Below are 16,299 nucleotides of genomic sequence, written 5' to 3' on the forward strand. Positions count from 1 at the left end.
TTTATAAACATTAAATATATATTATACAGCTCTCCTTCCTCTTCATCTAAGTGGCTTCGCTCAGCTCAAAAATAACTGATTTTTCGGCTACACCCCTATAATTTCACTACTCTACAGAAACAGTTACTATAAAACCGACGCTAATAATTAACTGGAGATAAATGTTGCAAAGAATCGCAGTGGATCAACCGGCAAAGTCACAGTAAGTTAATAATGGAAGGATATTAGTATGGAGCCTCGGACTCGTAAATGTCTTTTCTGTGTTTTATTGAAACAATGGTTACTTCATATTTTGCAGCATTTACATGATACGATAATCGCCAGTTCTCAGTCTTCTGTGTCCTTTGAGTCTGTAACACAACGATTCACCAAAATCAATTGGGTTAACTGTAAGGCGCTCCTTTACTATTTCTTCAACTCTTAATTTTATTGTTTTTGGAAAAGCTCTTCTTACTAACATTTTTCAGGAATTTAATCTTATAGAACTTTAGTCCCACTTATAGTGGTCAGACTAGCTACTCATTTTTGTATGGAAGTTTACCAATTATTAAGATACTCAGTGTAGTAAAAACATATTCTAATAGTATGGAAAAATAAAATGACATTTGAACAATCTATAAAAAATGGCGTTATAAATTTACACAATTTGCGTAGCAAAACAATAGGTGAGCTTATCGATTGTTTAAAAACAAGAGATGATATCAAAGAATTTGCTTTTCAAGATGATGATACTGATCATAGTATACAATATAGGAAAGGTAGAAATATTAGTAATAATATGAAACTTAGGTGTATAGGTGCAGCAATTGGTTTAGTCGCTGGTCTAGTTGCAGGATGTTGGTTAGGGCAAGAAACTTTAGCTCTTATTGGTGTTTCTGGTGTAGTATTGATTGCATTTGCTATAGTTGGTGCGTTACTTGGAGCTGGAGCAGGCTATGTCGTAGGTAAATGTCTTGATAAAATTAAGGTTACAAATATGCAAAGAGAAAGGGGTTGTTAAAGGTTCGTGTTGTATTCTGAATTTCTTTCAATACTTAAAGATTTACAATCAGAGCAAACCACCTGTCCACGTGGAACTGATTTCAGCTCATCAGTTGAAACTTTACTTGAGCAGAATATGCATTTTATTTTATCACTTGGGCCAAGTGAGTGATCAACAGCAATTCTATCATCAAAAACAAAACACTCGCCTTCCCAATTACCACTTTTATTACCAGTTTTTTCAAGATAGGAAAGAATACCGCCTTTAAGATGGTAAACATCGTAAAATCCAAGGCTTTTCATATATGCTGTAGATTTCTCACATCTGATTCCACCAGTGCAGTACATAGCTACTTTCAAGTCTTTACTCTCAGAAAATGACTCTGCCCACTGAGGAAAATCGCGAAAACGCTGAGTGTGTGGATTGATTGCATTTTTAAACTTGCCTAGTTTTACTTCGTATTCATTTCGTGTGTCTATCACTAAAACATCAGATTGAGAGACAAAATCATCCCAATGCTCTGGATCAACGTACTGGCCTCTAACTGAAGTATCGAGATTACTTACACCAAGATTCACAATTTCTCTTTTTAATCTCACTTTCATCTTACTAAACGGTTGGTATCCTGCCACACTCTCTTTCCACGTAAGACCTTTTAGCCTGTCATCAGAACGTAGAAAATCAAATATTTTATCAATTGCGTTTCTTTCTCCAGATACAGTTGCATTAATACCCTCTTCTGCAAGGAGTATAGTGCCTTTTAATTCAACGTTATCGCATGCAACTTTTATTTCGTCTTTCATGTCATAATAATTAGAGAGTTTTACAAAATGATAGAAAGTTGCAATGACGAAACTCATAATTAATTAGTTTATCGACTTAAAACATAATATATAAAATTATGAAGATATTCAAGAAGACATTCAATAGGACGGCTGTTAATTACTGGATATCTTTAGTTTTTGCATATAACATTTTAATATCAAATATAGATTCAAGTTAATGTTTCTGAGAGTATTTAAAAATATATTCTTGTTTTTAGTAAGTATACTATTTGTCTGCCCTATACTATCGTTAACATCGATTCTATTTACAGAATCGGCAAACTCTGGATGGGTAATTAGCGCACTTTTCCCTGAGTATATACTCAACACGTTGATTTTGATGGTAGGAGTAGGGTTAATATCCTTTATATTTGGAGTAATTCCAGCTTGGCTTACTACATTTTTTTCGTTTCCCGGAAGTAGAATTTTTGAGATTGCTTTATTCTTTCCGATATCAATTCCTGGATATATAGTATCGTTTGTTTATGTAAACACGTTAGAGTTTTCAGGTCCGATTCAGAGCTTGTTAAGAGATACTTTTCAATTGGGCAAAGGTGAATATTGGTTTCCTGAAATAAAATCTCTAGCTGGTGGAATATTAGTAATGGGATTTAGTCTATATCCATACGTTTATATGTTGGTCCGCTCAAGTCTAAAGAGCGTTAGTAACTCAGTCACTATTGCATCAACACTTGGGTTCTCCTCATTACAGAGTCTGTTTTCTGTCATCATACCCTCCATACGTCCATCAATTATAGCTGGGTTATCCTTGGTACTAATGGAAGTAATTACAGATTTCGGCACACCACAGTTTCTTGCTATCGACACTTTTACGACAGGAATATATCGAACTTGGTTTTTACTGCATGACAAATATTCAACTACTGTTTTGGCAGTTGCAGAACTGATTTTCGTTGCAACATTAATAGTTATCGAGAAAAAACTGCAAAAAAGAGAAATATCTTACTCTTCAATCAACACTAATGCAGATTATCACAACAAACGGAGTGTAAGTGGCACTATACCATTGATCTTTGCTTATCTTATGTGTGTATTGCCGATATTAATAGGTTTTATTTTGCCAATGATTCCGCTCATATATTGGAGCATAGAGAAAGGCTTTTTCATATACGAAGCAAGATTTTATAATATAATAACAAACAGTATTAGTTTATCATTTATTACCGCGCTAATCTCGATCAGCATTGCAATAATTATTGGATATACAGCACGTAAAAATAAGGTAATAAGCAATATAGCACGTCTCATTTCTCTTGGATATGCAATTCCAAATGCAATTATTGCAATTAGCATAATAATGTTTTTAAGCAGAATATCTTCTTTCATTACTCAATATATTGTAGAAATTAGCTTGGTAGGAACTATTGGCGCATTAGTTTACTCATATTTATTTCGTTTTTTTGCTATATCTTTCAAGGCGATAGAGTCGGGACTCAAAAAAACACCAAATGAAATTGAATGGACTGCATATACTATGGGTCATGGGCCTATTTCCACGTGCCTGAATATTCATATTCCCCTTATCAAGAAAAGCATACTATCGGGATTTCTGCTCGTGTTTATGGATACGGTAAAAGAACTCACGGCAACACTAATTATTAGACCATTTAATTTTGAAACTATATCAACTAGAGTATATGAACTTGTCAGCGATGAGCGTTACAGAGAAGCTGCCCCATTTTCGTTAATGATAGTTATTATAGGTTTAACCTCTACAATAATCTTATTCACACTTGATGATAAGAATCAAAAATAAACTATTTTGCATCTGTTCAGCAGAGTAACAAAATAAGATAGACGAAAAAAGACAACTATAGAAGCAAATGGTCAGTGCTTTCGTGTTTATCAACTTAGTTGGATCTCAGTATCAGCTACTGCAATGACATTACGGAAGCTCAAATGACAAAACAAGAAGCATTGGTTTCAGATGCACTTGAACAAATATACTATCTTGATGATCAATGAGGTCTAGTGTTAACGTATGGACTGTCTAAGGAAAAGGGTGGTACCATAACATCAAAGGTTTTTATGCTCTCTTCGTTCAGAAATTCATATTTACCCTGCATTATTCCTGATGGTGTATTTAAGTATGTTCCACTTGTATATTTGAATACCTCTCCAGATTTTATTACAGGTTGTTCTCCAATAACACCAACTCCGGCAATTTCATTTATTTTGCCCTTATGATCTATTATTCGCCAATAGCGACTTAATAATTGAATGGTTGATGAGCTTTTGTTTTTTATCTTAACATTATACATCCATACGTAACAATTTTCATAAGGAATGGATTGCTCTTCAATGTAAATTGGCAAAACTGTAACTTCAACAGAATTAGTAATAAGTGTGTATTTCATGATAAAAATTTAACACACTTCAATTATACACTTTTTTCATAGATTTTCCAAGCATATTATCGTACTCTAACTAGGAAATATTAATCTACATGATGAACAAAACAGATCCACTGGATAAAAAAGTGATAGGAATAATAGGAAGTGGGCAATTGGGTAGAATGAGCGCTATTGCTGCAATAAAACTTGGACAAAAAGTGCATGTTTTTGCTAGTGCTAAAGACGATCCAGCTTGTTCTGTTGCTGATGATTTAACAATAGCAAACTTCTCTGATAAGAAGGCACTTGAATCTTTTGCACAGAGTGTGGATTTAGTTACTATTGAGTCTGAAAATATTCCATGTAGTGCAATTGATATTGTGTCGCAGCATACAGATTTTTATCCAGGTAAAAAGGCGTTACACATTTCGCAAAATAGGCTGAGAGAGAAAGATTTTATTAGAGATTTAAGCATAAAAACTGCTGATTACAAAAGTATACAAAATTATAATCAGCTACTAGAAAGTAGTGAAACTTTTAGCTATCCAGTGAGGCTAAAAACAACAGAAATGGGTTATGATGGAAAAGGACAATATGTGATTGAAAATGATTCTAAACTGAAGCAATTTGCTTCCTTCGATTGGAATAAAGAGTACATTCTTGAAGCAAGTGTTGATTTATTGAAAGAGGTTTCAATAGTCGTTGCAAGAGATAAAAACGGTAAAGTAGCTTTTTTTCCTATAGCAGAGAATCACCACGTTGACGGAATACTTAATACTTCAATAGCACCAGCTAAAATAGATAATAAATTAGCCCAAGAGGTACAAAAAACTGCAGAGAAAATAGCAACTGCGCTTGATGTAGTAGGAATTCTAGCTATTGAACTTTTCATCACTCAAAATCATGAATTACTAGTTAATGAACTGGCCCCAAGACCCCACAATTCTTGCCACTGGAGCTTGGATGCATGCAACGTTAGTCAATTCGAGCAGCTAGTTAGGATAATATGCGGGCTACCTATGCAGGAAGTAGTATTACGCTTTCCTTGCATGACAAAAAATATAATAGGTAATGATATATATAATTCTCACAAATATTTGAGCAACGAAAAAGCTAGTTTAACCATATATGGGAAAAAAGAGGTTAGGGACAAGCGTAAAATGGGACATGTCAATATAGATTTAATTTATTGAGCTATAAATGCTCTTTGATCAAGATCTCCAAGATCTGCACTATATTTAGTGCTGCACCTTTGCGTAGATTATCAGCTACTATCCACATATTTAATCCGTGTTTAACGGTATCGTCTTGTCTAATACGCGATATGTATACGGCATCCTCTTGCACAACATCAATCTGAGTCATATATCCACCATCTTCGCGCTTATCTTGCACTAAAACTCCATCGTCTTCACTGAGCATTTCACGAGCTTCTTCTTCAGTTATATGCTGATCAAATTCTACATTTACTGCTATAGCATGACCAACAAGAACAGGTACTCGGACACAAGTTGCAGTTACTTTTATATCCTCTTCTAAAATTTTTTTTGCCTCCTCTTGCATTTTCCACTCCTCTTTTGTAGAACCATCTTCCATGAACTCTCCTATATGAGGAATGCAATTAAATGCTATTTGCTTAGGAAATATTTCAGGTTTTTTAGCTTCATTCATAAAGATTTTTTTTGTCTGATTGTAAAGCTCATCCATTGCTGCTTTACCTACACCAGAAGTTGATTGATAAGTTGAAGCAACGATTCTCTTTATTTTTGCTTTTTGGTGTAATAAATGTAATGCCAGCAACATTTGTATTGTAGTACAGTTTGGATTAGATATTATGTTATGGTTTTTATATTCCGTAATTTTATCTTTGTTGATCTCTGGAATAACTAGTGGCACACCTTCTTTCATCCTAAAATAGGAAGTGTTATCTATCACAACGCACCCAGCCTCAGTTGCAATTGGTACGTATCTCTCAGAAACATGAGATTCTGCGCAGAAAATGGCTATATTAGTTCCAACGAAGTCATAATCCTCAAGGCATAAAACCGTTAACTCTTTGTCACCAAAACTCACCTTTTTTCCCTTTGATTTTTTCGATGCAAAAGCAATAACAGAATCTATCGAAAATTTTCCCTCTTTTTGAAACTCAGCAAGCATGGTCAATACCTCATATCCTACTCTTCCTGTTGCTCCAATAACTGCAATCTTACATCCCATATAAATAAACCTCTGATTTTAAAGCTATATTATATTTTTACTGATAAAATTTACAATTACTTTAATATTTTTACCTTGCAATTAACCATAATTTAGTTATAATTATAAGTAATATTGCATGGTAGAATGAAATGAGTGAAAAACATGATGACACTAAGGTTAAACCTGCAGTATCTGAATTTCAAAAGCCTGAAAAAGTCAATAGATTAGAGATTCAAAATGTTCTTTCGAAAAAAAGCAAGCCAGCGATAAATTTTGATGATAAAAAGTATGGTGTGAAAATTTCTAAGATAGACCAGCATCTTTCAAACAAGAAGCAAGAATCTTTTGGATTAAGAGATTTTTTAAGTTTAATACCAATAATAGGAAGACTTTTAGTGAAAATTTTCACGCCTGAAAAAGAAGAGTATAAAAAACTGCAATCGCAAATAGGTCTTTCTAATAAAGCAAAAAATGAGATCTACATAGATAATAAACGCACAGAAGAAGTAGGTAGCAAACTTGAGAATGGTAATATTGAACAAGTAGATAAAGAGAAAAAAAATCTTGGCCCATAAATATTAACCATTTAAAGTGTATCTCTCACTACTGAATTTGTTGCACAGAAGTTTTGCAGTACCACAATAAATAAATGGGTATGCCACTTGCAGTAAACAGGCTCGAAATCAGCAGAGTACCTACAGGGGTTTCTAATATCACCCAACAACAAAAGGTTGTTGCTATGCTACCAATTAAAAGCTTATAACAACTCCTCTCCTTTATAATAACCTTTAGAAAGGCAAAACAGCATGTAAGATAAACGAACAAAAATGAAATTACAGAAAAGTCAATAATCGACGTAATCTGCTGGGCAAAATTGTTGTTTGAAGTGAGAATTAGTAAAACTGCAGTTCCAATTGAACTAACTGTTATTCCCCAAAAAGGAGAGCCATACTTGTTCCTTTTAGCAAAGAATTTTGGCATTAGTCTATCTTCTGCAAGACCAAAAGCAACTTGTCCACTAGATAAAACCCAAGCATTTAGACTGCCAATGCAAAAAATGAATGCACCTATAGAAATAATTAAATGCCAATTACCAGAAAACATAATTTTTATTGCATCAACATATGGTGCTCTTGAACTTGCTAAATTATTGCCATTGATCAATCCCATAATTGCAAAATTGTTGATAAAATATATAACAGCAACACAAACTGTGCCAAGCACTACAGCTTTTGGTATAGTTTTAGCTGGATTATCAACTGACCCTGCAGGTGCTGTTGCCAATTCAAGTCCAATAAAACACCATAAAGTCAGAAGCGTAGAGCGGGCAAGAATTTGCGATGTTGTAAGACTTAATATTTCTTCACTTATGATAAAATTGTTTCTATCGAAAAAAAACAACGCTGCTACAGGTATTGCAAGCAATACAGCAACCTTCACAATCGTGAGTAGAAACTCAACGCGCCCTGCAGTAGCTATTCCCCTTAAATTTATTAATGTAATGATTGTAAATAACAACAGCTCTAAAAATAAACGCATGCTTTTGATATCTTCATGGAAAAATGGTGTAAGATAGCCAACACCCACAACTATTAAAGCTGTTGTACTAACCCATGAGATTACCCAGTATGTCCAACCAACAAAGAAAGCTGCAGTAGAACCAAAAGTGTGTTTCACATAAACGTGAGGACCTCCTGTTTCTGGAAACTTTGCACATAGCGTAGCAAAAACTAGCGCAAGAGACACAGCACCAGCTCCTGATATCATCCAGCTTATAAGGCTATAAGCGCCATATGGAGCAAGGCTAATTGGAAGCATAAAAACCCCAGAGCCGATCTGACTACTAATGACTAAAGCAAAAACAGCCCAAAAACCTATTTTATTTGACACAATACCTCTTAATTCTATTAATGTAAGCCAGTAGTATAGCTTAAGAATTTTAGCAAATAAAAAATTTAAGTTAAGTTTTTAGTTTATGATACCAAAGTAGATAAATAAGTGTTCCGCTTAAAGGGAATAGACTTGATATTAACAATGTTTTTATAGAAGTCTCGTATATTATCCAGCAGCAAAAAGATACAGCCACACCTCCAATTAAAAATTTGCAGTAGCTTTTGTCTTGTATATTAACTTTGAGAAAAGCAAGGCTACATGCTAAGTAGATAAACAAAAATGACACCACAGAGATATCAATTATTGAAGTTACTTGCTCAGCAAAACTTTTGTTTGACGTTAGGATAAGTAAAATTAACACCCCTAAAGTACTGAGTATTATTCCCCAAAAAGGAGCATCGTACTTGTTTTTTTTGGCAAAAAATTGCGGCATTAATTTATCTTCTGCAAGGCCTAAGGTGACCTGTCCATCAGCTAAAAACCAAGCATTTAAATTACTTACAGAGACAATAAAAGCAATAACAGAAATGATCAAATGCCAATTACCTGGAAGCATAATTTTTACTGCGTCAACATATGGTGCTTTTGAACTTGCTAGGTCGTGACCGCTTATTAACCCCATGATTGAAAGGCTATTGATGAAATATATCACAGCAACACAAATTGTTCCGAGCACAATGGCCCTTGGTATTGTCTTAGCTGGATTATTAACCGATCCTACAGGTGCTGTTGCTGATTCAAGTCCAATAAAACACCATAGAGTAAGGAGTGTAGAACGAGCAAGAGTTTGCGATATTGTAAAATTTGATACTTCCTCACTTACAATAAAATTATTCCTATCAAAGAAAAATAGCCCTGCTATGGGTATTGCAAGAAGTGCAATAATTTTGACGATGGTCAGCAGAAGTTCAACACGGCCAGCAGTAGTTACTCCTCTTAAGTTTACTAGCATAATAGCTAAAATTAATATTATTTCTAAAAGCAAACGTATACCTTGTATATCATTATGAAAAAGGGGAGCTAAATAACCGATGCTTGCAATCGTTACAGCAGTTGAGCTAACCCACGAGCTTACCCAATATGTCCAGCCAACAAAAAAAGCTGCTGTAGAGCCAAAGGCATGTTTCACATAAATATGTGGGCCACCCGTTTCTGGAAATTTTGCACATAGTGAAGCAAAAATCAAAGCAAGAGATATAGCGCCAAATCCTGATATCACCCAGCTTATGAGGCTATAAGCGCCATAAGGTGCAAGGCTAATTGGGAGCATAAAAATTCCAGAGCCGATTTGGCTACTAATCACCAAGGCAAGTACAGCTAAAAAGCCTATTTTATTTGACACAACAATTTTTAATTTTTATCTGAATATATTAACAATATATTTGAAGCTCAGAAATTTCAATTGGTCTTTACAAAATTTGCATTTTTTTAATTTGTGCATATAATAAAAAGTATATTAATAGATTATTAAGAGGTAGCATGAATCCAAGGTTAAGAGATTTTTTGATTATTTGTGGGGGCATTTTACTGTTTATTTCTGCTATTGCAGCGTTAATTTTATCTCAATATTTGCTTGAAATTTTTTTCGGTGTGCTTTTTGAATTTCTTCTTGCTAAAACTTCAAGTGAAGTATTAGCATTTTTTGGAACACTTGCAATTTTTTTAGCTGTTGGCGTTTCATGCTACGGACTACATAAGCTCTGTTCTATTTTTACAGAAAAGATTACAAGTAGCTATCAATCTTTCAAAAATGAAAATAGTGATGATAACATTTTTTCTGAAGTATATAATGACCCGACAATAGGATTGAAAGATAAGATTTTATTTTTTTCTATATACTCAATATATTGTATCCAATTACCATTTTTGTATTGCTCATCGAAGATATCAGAGCTTAGCAGAACATTATCAAATAGTAGAGCGTTGGGTCTTAGAATATGTTTAGTGCTTATTAATACTATATTATTGATCCCAGTAGCACTTCTTGAGTTAATAAAGTATCCATTGATAAAGCTCTTCTCGCCTCTGGGTTTAAGTGTAAAGCAAATGAGCTTTTTGTTTAATGTAAGTGATGTAGGCACCGGCAGTCAGAGTGTTCATACGAGTAGTTTTGAATACAGCATTCTCCAATGCGCTCAAGACTTAAAGCAGAAATTCGGAAATCAACCAAATATGCTCAATAAAGAGTTTGCAGACCACATAAATAATTCAGATGAGCTTACACCTCCACAAAAAGAGCAATTAAACCTTTATCTTAACTTTAATGGCTCCAATAGAGCAACTTATAGAGAATCAAGAACTGGATTAACGCTAACACAAGCTGCAAACTTAGTTTTAGCTGCAGCTAAGAATCAGAAGTTAGATGTAGACTTACTAAAATGCATGTTACTCATGCGTTTACAAGAAGGAAGTGGTGCATGTCATCTTGGAATGTTTAATCGTATTATTTATTCACTTAGTTGTCTTGAAGCAAAAAACAACTTTACAGTCGAGGTAAATGCTCAAGTATACGAAAGAATGCCGAGCATTACGGAAGAGTTTCTTAAGCATTGTAAAAGTAAAAAGATGAAGATTTTAAAGGATAATTTTGACAATTTCTACTCTGAGAATGATATGGATCTTGAAGTAAAAGATAGTATGGGTAAGTTGATGGAAGAGGCAAAGCAATTTGTCTTTAATAAATTGTATATTGATTACTATAATAGATATGGTCAAGAAGTTGGAAGGGGCCCTATAAAGCAGAAATTGAAAGAACTAATTACAGATGAGGATATCAAGGAAGCAGTAAGTGCTGTAATAGATAATATAGAAATCCCTGAAAAACCATCTACTTATCTTGAAAAGATGAAAGCATTTTTTGCAGGGCATACAAGATTCTCTGCTGCTTAGAGCTCTGAGACTTGCCTAAGCTTTGATTGTGAGTTAGGCGTGAAGTTAAAATTGGTATTTACAATTAACTCACAGCAAACTAAACGATGGCAACCCGGAAACACTTCAATTTTTCCTTATTGATTTGTAGCAGGTTCTTTGTTATGGTTATGAAAAGAAATTTCAAACCTCATTAGTATACTTTGATAGGTTAGTGTTACATATGATAATATTGATAACAAATGATGATGGTTTTGAAAGTGAAGGAATAAGACTACTTAAAGAAATTGCACACAATTTTGCATCGGAAGTATGGATAGTGGCACCAGATACTGATAGGAGTGGAGCTGCAAGGTCTCTTGACTATCCAGTAAAGCAATTTATTAAAATAAGTCAACATAGTGAAAGGGAGTTTAGTGTGTCTGGTACTCCCGCAGATTGTGTCATTATTGCACTAAATAAGATTATGAATAAAAAACCAGACTTAATATTGTCTGGAGTAAATATTGGATCAAATGTCGGCGATGATATTTGTTATTCAGGCACAATCGGTGCTGCAATGGAAGGTGCTGCAAGATCTATACCTTCTATTGCGCTGAGCCAAGTTTATCATGATAAAATAGACTGGAACAATACAAAAGTTTTTGCACCAAAGGTTATCAGCAAGCTAATGAAAGTTGGTTGGCCTAAAGATATAGTGATGAGTATAAATTTTCCTGCTACAGAAAAAGTGAAAGGGGTCGAATTTGCTGAACAAGGTGAATATAACATTGATGGTGATTTAACTTTTACTGAAAACTTAAATGGTTCTTTGAGCTTACATTGGTCTCGGGAACACTCAGGCAGTGGTAGTGTAGATAAAATAAAAGGAGGTTTTATTACTATTACACCGATAAAATTAGATTTTACAGATTATGATATATTAAATGCTATGAAAAATTCTTGTGCAGAGGAATTTTCTTCTATAGCTAACACTCCTATTGCTTCTGATTAGATATTTTCTACGGTTTTATCGCGAGCAATCATTTTTTCTTCACCCGTGTCCATATTTTTAATTTTTAAAGTTTTACTGCTTAGCTCTTCATCACCAAAGATTAATACAACTTTTGCATTTGCTTGATTTGCTTTTTTCATTCGGTTTTTTAGAGTTCCACTATATTCGTAAATCACATATAAACCATTTCTGCGTAATTCACTTGCAAGTGTTAGAGCATGTTCTTCAGCTTCTCCACCGATTGGAATTATATAAATAGGCCTCTCTTTTTTTTCAGCATAGTTGATTAATTCCATTATACGCTCAATCCCCCCTGCAAATCCTATTGCTGGAGTGTGTTTTCCACCTACTGAAGATACTAGATTATCGTATCTTCCACCGGCAAAAACTGCTCCTTGTGTACCTAAATCTTCTGTGACAAATTCAAATACTGTGTGACAATAATAGTCTAGACCTCGAACTAATTTGCTATTTACAGTGTAAGGTATGCCAAGAGCTTGCAGTCCATTTAACACCTGGTCAAAGAAATATGAAGATTCTTTTGTATAATAATCACTGATTTTTGGTGCGTCAGAGATTATTTCTTTATCTGTCTTATCCTTAGAGTCTAATATTCTGAGTGGGTTTTTAATCAATCTATTTTGACTATCTTCTGATAGGTCATTTTGAAACTTTTTTAAATACGATATTAAAGCTTCTCTATACTTACTTGTTGTTTCACTATCACCCAGAGAGTTGATTTCCAGCTTTACATTTTTATTGATGCCAAATTCAGTTAGTAAGTGCTGAGCGAGTGATATCAATTCAATATCAGCTTTTGGATCTTCTATGCCAAAAACCTCAAAATTTATCTGATGAAATTGCCTTTGTCTTCCCTTTTGCGGTCTTTCATAGCGAAATGCAGGCCCTATTGAAAATAATTTTATCGGCGTTTGCAGTTTTTTTTCAATGAGTAACCTAACAATAGCTGCAGTGAACTCAGGACGCAGAGTTATGCTCTTTCCCCCTTTATCAATAAAAGTATACATCTCTTTAGTGATAATATCTGAGCTATCACCTAAAGTCTTTGTAAAGACTTCTGTGTATTCAAATATCGGAGTTTGAACAGGTAAAAAGCCGTATAAACTTGAGATTCTGCTTGCTGTTTGCTCTATGTGTTTAAACTTGTACCATTCATCAAACAGGAGATCTTTTGTTCCTCTAACTGTTTGATTAGTCATAGCATAGTCTGTATACCTGAAACTTCTGGTATGTGATAGCTTAGCATATTCTGCACTCCTTGTTTTAAGGTAATTGCAGCACTTGGGCACCCAGAGCAAGCTCCTTGCAGTTCAACGTAAACTATTCCGTCTTTATAGCCACGAAATTTGATATCACCACCATCTTGAGCAACTGCAGGTTTAATATAACTTTCCATCAATTCTTTTATTCTATTTACAATTTCTATATCATTTTCATTAAAGAATTCTTCCTCTAGCATTTTATTATCACTTACTCCTTCTTTATCAAATGCTTTTCCACCAGAAGTAAAGTGATCCATAATTGTAGTTAAAATTTCCACCTTTACTATATCCCAATTCATTCTATCTGATTTTGTTACCGAAATAAAATCATGACCAAAAAATACTCTTACAACATGTTCTATTTGAAAAAGATTTACTGCTAGTTTGGAGTTCTTTATTTCATCTGCATTTGAAAAATCAGCTGTTTCTCCTTCGCTCAGAATTTCAAAACCAGGAAGAAATTTCAGCGTGTTTGGGTTTGGTGTTTCTTCAATCTGGATAAACATGTTATTTACCATGACAATTATAATTGTTACTATTTAATCATAAAATGATAAAAAAATATACATGTCATTCATCTTCTTCCTTTTTTTGATATTCACAATAATCACGTTTGTTTTACCTAGCATTGTTGTATTTTTTCTCTTTTTGGCAAAGAGAAATAACATAAGTTTTATGATGAACTCTATATTAAGTAAGTTTTTGAACGAATTTAACAGCAGTAAAAGTTACACCAAAAATTACACTGGTGATAATATGTCCAAAGATGAAGCATTAAAAATACTGGGGCTGAATTCCGAGGCAAGCCAAAATGAAATCAATAAGGCATACCAAAATTTAATGAAACTGGTCCATCCAGACAAGGGAGGCTCGGAATATTTTGCACAAAAGTTAAACGCAGCACGTGATAGATTGCTAAAGACCTAATTTTTAACTATTGTTTTCTCTGTAAATTTTACTTGTAAATACTAAATCATGTGATACAAAGCCAAGGGCGTTGTCTTATAGGAGGTATTTGATGCGAAAATACAGAATAGAAGAGTTAAGGAATAAATTGTTTATTGCTATAAACAAACTTGATTTTGAGAAAGTTAAAAGATGTGTTAGAAAAGCAAAGATTAAAGGTGTACAAAATGATATTATTAATGGTAAGCAATATGGCATGGCACCTATACATTTTGCTACTTACAGAGCTAACTCAAAGATATTGCAGTTTTTGATTAACAATGGTGCTCGTGTTAATGCTGTGAGTGATGCGTGCATTGTTCCTTCCGTATCCATTATTGTAACATATGATATGGAGAAAGTTGTATTTGATTGTATTCACGGCAACACTAGCTTTCAAGGAATGCAAAATTTTACAGCTTTACACTTAGCACTTTATCGGTGTCGATTAGATATAGCAAAAGTTCTGCTTGATCATAATATTGATGTTAACATTAGAAGTACAAATGGCAAAATAGCATTTGAGGTTATTCCAGGTTATGAAAGTCTTTGCAGTGATGGCTGTGACGTAGAAAAAATATTCTTAGCTGTGTTAAGATTTCATAAAAATAATTGTACAGAACTATTACTTTCTGCTAGAATAAATACTAATACCAACTCTCATTATTAATGAACCAAATAAGAAGCATTGCAGAGTTGTTTAACCGTGGAAGGGGAAAGAGAGGTAATAAATTTACACAAAGCGCTCTCAAGCAGAACAATTGTATCGTAGATTTTATTGCGCAAAATGTTCTGTTTTATATATAACCAAAACCTCTCAACAGGATTGAGGTCAGGTGAGTATGGTGGTAGGTATATAATTTCGATATTTTTAGGTATCTTTAAACTTTTTGACTTATGCCAACTAGCGCAATCCATCACGAGAAAAGCCTTTCGTATTCCTAAATATTGCGACATCTGTTCAAGGAATATATTTATACAAGCAGTGTTGACGTTTGGTGCAAATAAGCTAAAATTCTCTCCATTTCTGGGATTAACTGCACTATAGAGATAAAAATTTTCCCTACCTAATTTTACCTTAACCTGTGTCCTACTGCCTTTTTTAAACCACCCATGTCCAACTTTTGAATGTGTACCAAACCGTGATTCATCGAAGAAAAATAGCTCTTTTTCAGAATGCATGACAATAGTTTCATTGAGGTTTTTTTTTAAACTCCTCTTGCTTATTTTTATCCTGTCCACTATGAACTGGTCTTGGTGTGATATATGAGAATTTCATTCTTTGCATATTACGATGTATTGTGGATTTGCTGATATTCAAACCAAATCTTTCTTGGATTCTTATTCTCATTTCTCTAATAGTAATATTGGGGTTTTCCTCTATCCACACCTCAATTTGTTCAAGTTGACTTTGGTTCAATATAGTTTTTCTACGGCGTTGAGGTGGAGAAAATAATTTTTCTTCTCTTCCAAATTTTATGTGCTTTATCCATGTAGTAATTGCCTTTCTCGAAATGCAACATATTTTTGCTACAGCTGTTATACTGTGCTTTTTTGCTGCAATTACAGCATTTAGTTTTTTTGCAACATACGCATTATTTCTTACTTTCTTCAGCATCTCTTTTGCTGATTCCACCACTTTTTCATCCAATAATTTTGATCTTAATGCCATCTAAACCTCGCTATTTTACTTACTCCAGTATGGCTTTTTTTCCATTATTGTCTATTCGTTGCTTGTATAGCGGGAATTGGTATAAGTATGAAAAACTTTATCAATGTCCTGAAAGTTCATTAAGCAATTTAACGATATCTAAAAGTATGCATCAAATGTCCTTTTAAATCAGTTAAAACAAGCACTCAAGTCTGAGTGCTTGTTTTTCTATCCCTTATTTCCTTTTCTAAAGTAGATTGCTTCTTATTAAGAGCAAAAAAATTTGAATAAGGAAGCTCAGCATGT

Annotated in this window: 17 protein-coding genes; 9 read left to right on the top strand and 8 right to left on the bottom strand. The window is 33.8% G+C overall.

Annotated elements, in window-relative coordinates:
• The first annotated feature begins 598 nt into the window (after positions 1-598).
• Positions 599-1,000: a hypothetical protein gene (locus tag ABWU62_RS00005; RefSeq protein ID WP_353287080.1), complete on the top strand. Its 402-nt coding sequence runs from the start codon at positions 599-601 to the stop codon at positions 998-1,000.
• On the opposite strand, the gene ABWU62_RS00010 is transcribed toward ABWU62_RS00005, so the two are convergent.
• A complete protein-coding gene (locus ABWU62_RS00010; RefSeq protein ID WP_353287081.1) occupies positions 997-1,842 on the bottom strand; it encodes a rhodanese-related sulfurtransferase in 846 nt (281 codons plus the stop codon). The genes ABWU62_RS00005 and ABWU62_RS00010 overlap by 4 nt on opposite strands.
• 142 nt (positions 1,843-1,984) lie before the next feature.
• Between ABWU62_RS00010 and ABWU62_RS00015 the strand changes: the two genes are divergently transcribed.
• Positions 1,985-3,583, top strand: a complete 1,599-nt coding sequence (locus tag ABWU62_RS00015) for an ABC transporter permease (RefSeq protein ID WP_353287082.1) — start codon at positions 1,985-1,987, stop codon at positions 3,581-3,583.
• A gap of 202 nt (positions 3,584-3,785) precedes the next feature.
• On the opposite strand, the gene apaG is transcribed toward ABWU62_RS00015, so the two are convergent.
• Positions 3,786-4,187: a Co2+/Mg2+ efflux protein ApaG gene (gene apaG / locus ABWU62_RS00020; RefSeq protein ID WP_353288118.1), complete on the bottom strand. Its 402-nt coding sequence runs from the start codon at positions 4,185-4,187 to the stop codon at positions 3,786-3,788.
• A gap of 89 nt (positions 4,188-4,276) precedes the next feature.
• Here apaG and ABWU62_RS00025 point away from each other — a divergent pair, with 89 nt between their 5' ends.
• Positions 4,277-5,353: a 5-(carboxyamino)imidazole ribonucleotide synthase gene (locus ABWU62_RS00025; protein WP_353288119.1), complete on the top strand. Its 1,077-nt coding sequence runs from the start codon at positions 4,277-4,279 to the stop codon at positions 5,351-5,353.
• Position 5,354: 1 nt separating this feature from the next.
• Here ABWU62_RS00025 and ABWU62_RS00030 read toward each other — a convergent pair whose 3' ends face one another.
• The gene (locus tag ABWU62_RS00030) at positions 5,355-6,377 is read right to left on the bottom strand and encodes an aspartate-semialdehyde dehydrogenase (protein WP_353287083.1); all 1,023 of its coding nucleotides are present in this window, start codon (positions 6,375-6,377) and stop codon (positions 5,355-5,357) included.
• A gap of 131 nt (positions 6,378-6,508) precedes the next feature.
• Here ABWU62_RS00030 and ABWU62_RS00035 point away from each other — a divergent pair, with 131 nt between their 5' ends.
• Entirely contained in the window at positions 6,509-6,934 is a 426-nt protein-coding gene (locus ABWU62_RS00035; RefSeq protein WP_353287084.1) for a hypothetical protein, read from the top strand.
• A gap of 28 nt (positions 6,935-6,962) precedes the next feature.
• On the opposite strand, the gene ABWU62_RS00040 is transcribed toward ABWU62_RS00035, so the two are convergent.
• Positions 6,963-8,249 carry an APC family permease gene (locus tag ABWU62_RS00040; protein ID WP_353287085.1) on the bottom strand — a complete coding sequence of 429 codons (1,287 nt, stop codon included), beginning with the start codon at positions 8,247-8,249 and terminating at the stop codon, positions 6,963-6,965.
• A 70-nt stretch (positions 8,250-8,319) separates the two neighbouring features.
• On the bottom strand, positions 8,320-9,594 hold the full coding sequence (locus tag ABWU62_RS00045; protein ID WP_353287086.1) for an APC family permease: 1,275 nt from the start codon (positions 9,592-9,594) through the stop codon (positions 8,320-8,322).
• A 137-nt stretch (positions 9,595-9,731) separates the two neighbouring features.
• On the opposite strand from ABWU62_RS00045, the gene ABWU62_RS00050 reads away from it, so the two are divergent.
• Together ABWU62_RS00050 and surE are read left to right on the top strand one after the other, a co-directional pair.
• On the top strand, positions 9,732-11,141 hold the full coding sequence (locus ABWU62_RS00050) for a hypothetical protein (RefSeq protein WP_353287087.1): 1,410 nt from the start codon (positions 9,732-9,734) through the stop codon (positions 11,139-11,141).
• Between the two features lie 202 nt (positions 11,142-11,343).
• Positions 11,344-12,114, top strand: a complete 771-nt coding sequence (surE, locus tag ABWU62_RS00055) for a 5'/3'-nucleotidase SurE (protein WP_353288120.1) — start codon at positions 11,344-11,346, stop codon at positions 12,112-12,114.
• Here surE and hisS read toward each other — a convergent pair.
• Together hisS and ABWU62_RS00065 are read right to left on the bottom strand one after the other, a co-directional pair.
• Entirely contained in the window at positions 12,111-13,334 is a 1,224-nt protein-coding gene (gene hisS, locus ABWU62_RS00060; RefSeq protein ID WP_353287088.1) for a histidine--tRNA ligase, read from the bottom strand. The two genes, surE and hisS, sit on opposite strands and share 4 nt — an antisense overlap.
• On the bottom strand, positions 13,331-13,903 hold the full coding sequence (locus tag ABWU62_RS00065) for a NifU family protein (RefSeq protein WP_353288121.1): 573 nt from the start codon (positions 13,901-13,903) through the stop codon (positions 13,331-13,333). The genes hisS and ABWU62_RS00065 overlap by 4 nt, the downstream gene beginning before the upstream one ends.
• A gap of 169 nt (positions 13,904-14,072) precedes the next feature.
• On the opposite strand from ABWU62_RS00065, the gene ABWU62_RS00070 reads away from it, so the two are divergent.
• The gene (locus tag ABWU62_RS00070) at positions 14,073-14,324 is read left to right on the top strand and encodes a DnaJ domain-containing protein (protein ID WP_236607909.1); all 252 of its coding nucleotides are present in this window, start codon (positions 14,073-14,075) and stop codon (positions 14,322-14,324) included.
• 91 nt (positions 14,325-14,415) lie between these two features.
• Positions 14,416-15,012 (top strand): ankyrin repeat domain-containing protein, encoded by a 597-nt coding sequence (locus ABWU62_RS00075; protein WP_353287089.1) that lies wholly within the window; start codon positions 14,416-14,418, stop codon positions 15,010-15,012.
• Here the strand turns inward: ABWU62_RS00075 and ABWU62_RS00080 are convergent.
• Positions 15,009-16,014 (bottom strand): IS630 family transposase gene (locus ABWU62_RS00080; protein WP_353287090.1). Its coding sequence is split into 2 segments (ribosomal slippage): positions 15,009-15,551 and positions 15,553-16,014, totalling 1,005 coding nucleotides; the frame shifts between segments, so codons are not numbered across the junction. The two genes, ABWU62_RS00075 and ABWU62_RS00080, sit on opposite strands and share 4 nt — an antisense overlap.
• Between ABWU62_RS00080 and ABWU62_RS00085 the strand changes: the two genes are divergently transcribed.
• Positions 16,008-16,181: a hypothetical protein gene (locus ABWU62_RS00085; RefSeq protein ID WP_353287091.1), complete on the top strand. Its 174-nt coding sequence runs from the start codon at positions 16,008-16,010 to the stop codon at positions 16,179-16,181. The two genes, ABWU62_RS00080 and ABWU62_RS00085, sit on opposite strands and share 7 nt — an antisense overlap.
• The last annotated feature ends 118 nt before the right edge of the window (positions 16,182-16,299 follow it).

This window comes from Wolbachia endosymbiont (group B) of Gerris lacustris, assembly GCF_964028355.1.
Taxonomy (GTDB): Bacteria; Pseudomonadota; Alphaproteobacteria; order Rickettsiales; family Anaplasmataceae; genus Wolbachia.

Excerpts from the sequence above, each read along its gene's own strand:
- ABWU62_RS00005 (WP_353287080.1), top strand. The coding sequence starts at position 599 with ATGACATTTGAACAATCTATAAAAAATGGCGTTATAAATTTACACAAT.
- ABWU62_RS00010 (WP_353287081.1), bottom strand. The coding sequence starts at position 1,842 with ATGAGTTTCGTCATTGCAACTTTCTATCATTTTGTAAAACTCTCTAAT.
- ABWU62_RS00015 (WP_353287082.1), top strand. The coding sequence starts at position 1,985 with ATGTTTCTGAGAGTATTTAAAAATATATTCTTGTTTTTAGTAAGTATA.
- ABWU62_RS00025 (WP_353288119.1), top strand. The coding sequence starts at position 4,277 with ATGAACAAAACAGATCCACTGGATAAAAAAGTGATAGGAATAATAGGA.
- ABWU62_RS00030 (WP_353287083.1), bottom strand. The coding sequence starts at position 6,377 with ATGGGATGTAAGATTGCAGTTATTGGAGCAACAGGAAGAGTAGGATAT.
- ABWU62_RS00035 (WP_353287084.1), top strand. The coding sequence starts at position 6,509 with ATGAGTGAAAAACATGATGACACTAAGGTTAAACCTGCAGTATCTGAA.
- ABWU62_RS00050 (WP_353287087.1), top strand. The coding sequence starts at position 9,732 with ATGAATCCAAGGTTAAGAGATTTTTTGATTATTTGTGGGGGCATTTTA.
- surE (WP_353288120.1), top strand. The coding sequence starts at position 11,344 with ATGATAATATTGATAACAAATGATGATGGTTTTGAAAGTGAAGGAATA.
- hisS (WP_353287088.1), bottom strand. The coding sequence starts at position 13,334 with ATGACTAATCAAACAGTTAGAGGAACAAAAGATCTCCTGTTTGATGAA.
- ABWU62_RS00065 (WP_353288121.1), bottom strand. The coding sequence starts at position 13,903 with ATGTTTATCCAGATTGAAGAAACACCAAACCCAAACACGCTGAAATTT.
- ABWU62_RS00070 (WP_236607909.1), top strand. The coding sequence starts at position 14,073 with ATGATGAACTCTATATTAAGTAAGTTTTTGAACGAATTTAACAGCAGT.
- ABWU62_RS00075 (WP_353287089.1), top strand. The coding sequence starts at position 14,416 with ATGCGAAAATACAGAATAGAAGAGTTAAGGAATAAATTGTTTATTGCT.
- ABWU62_RS00085 (WP_353287091.1), top strand. The coding sequence starts at position 16,008 with ATGCCATCTAAACCTCGCTATTTTACTTACTCCAGTATGGCTTTTTTT.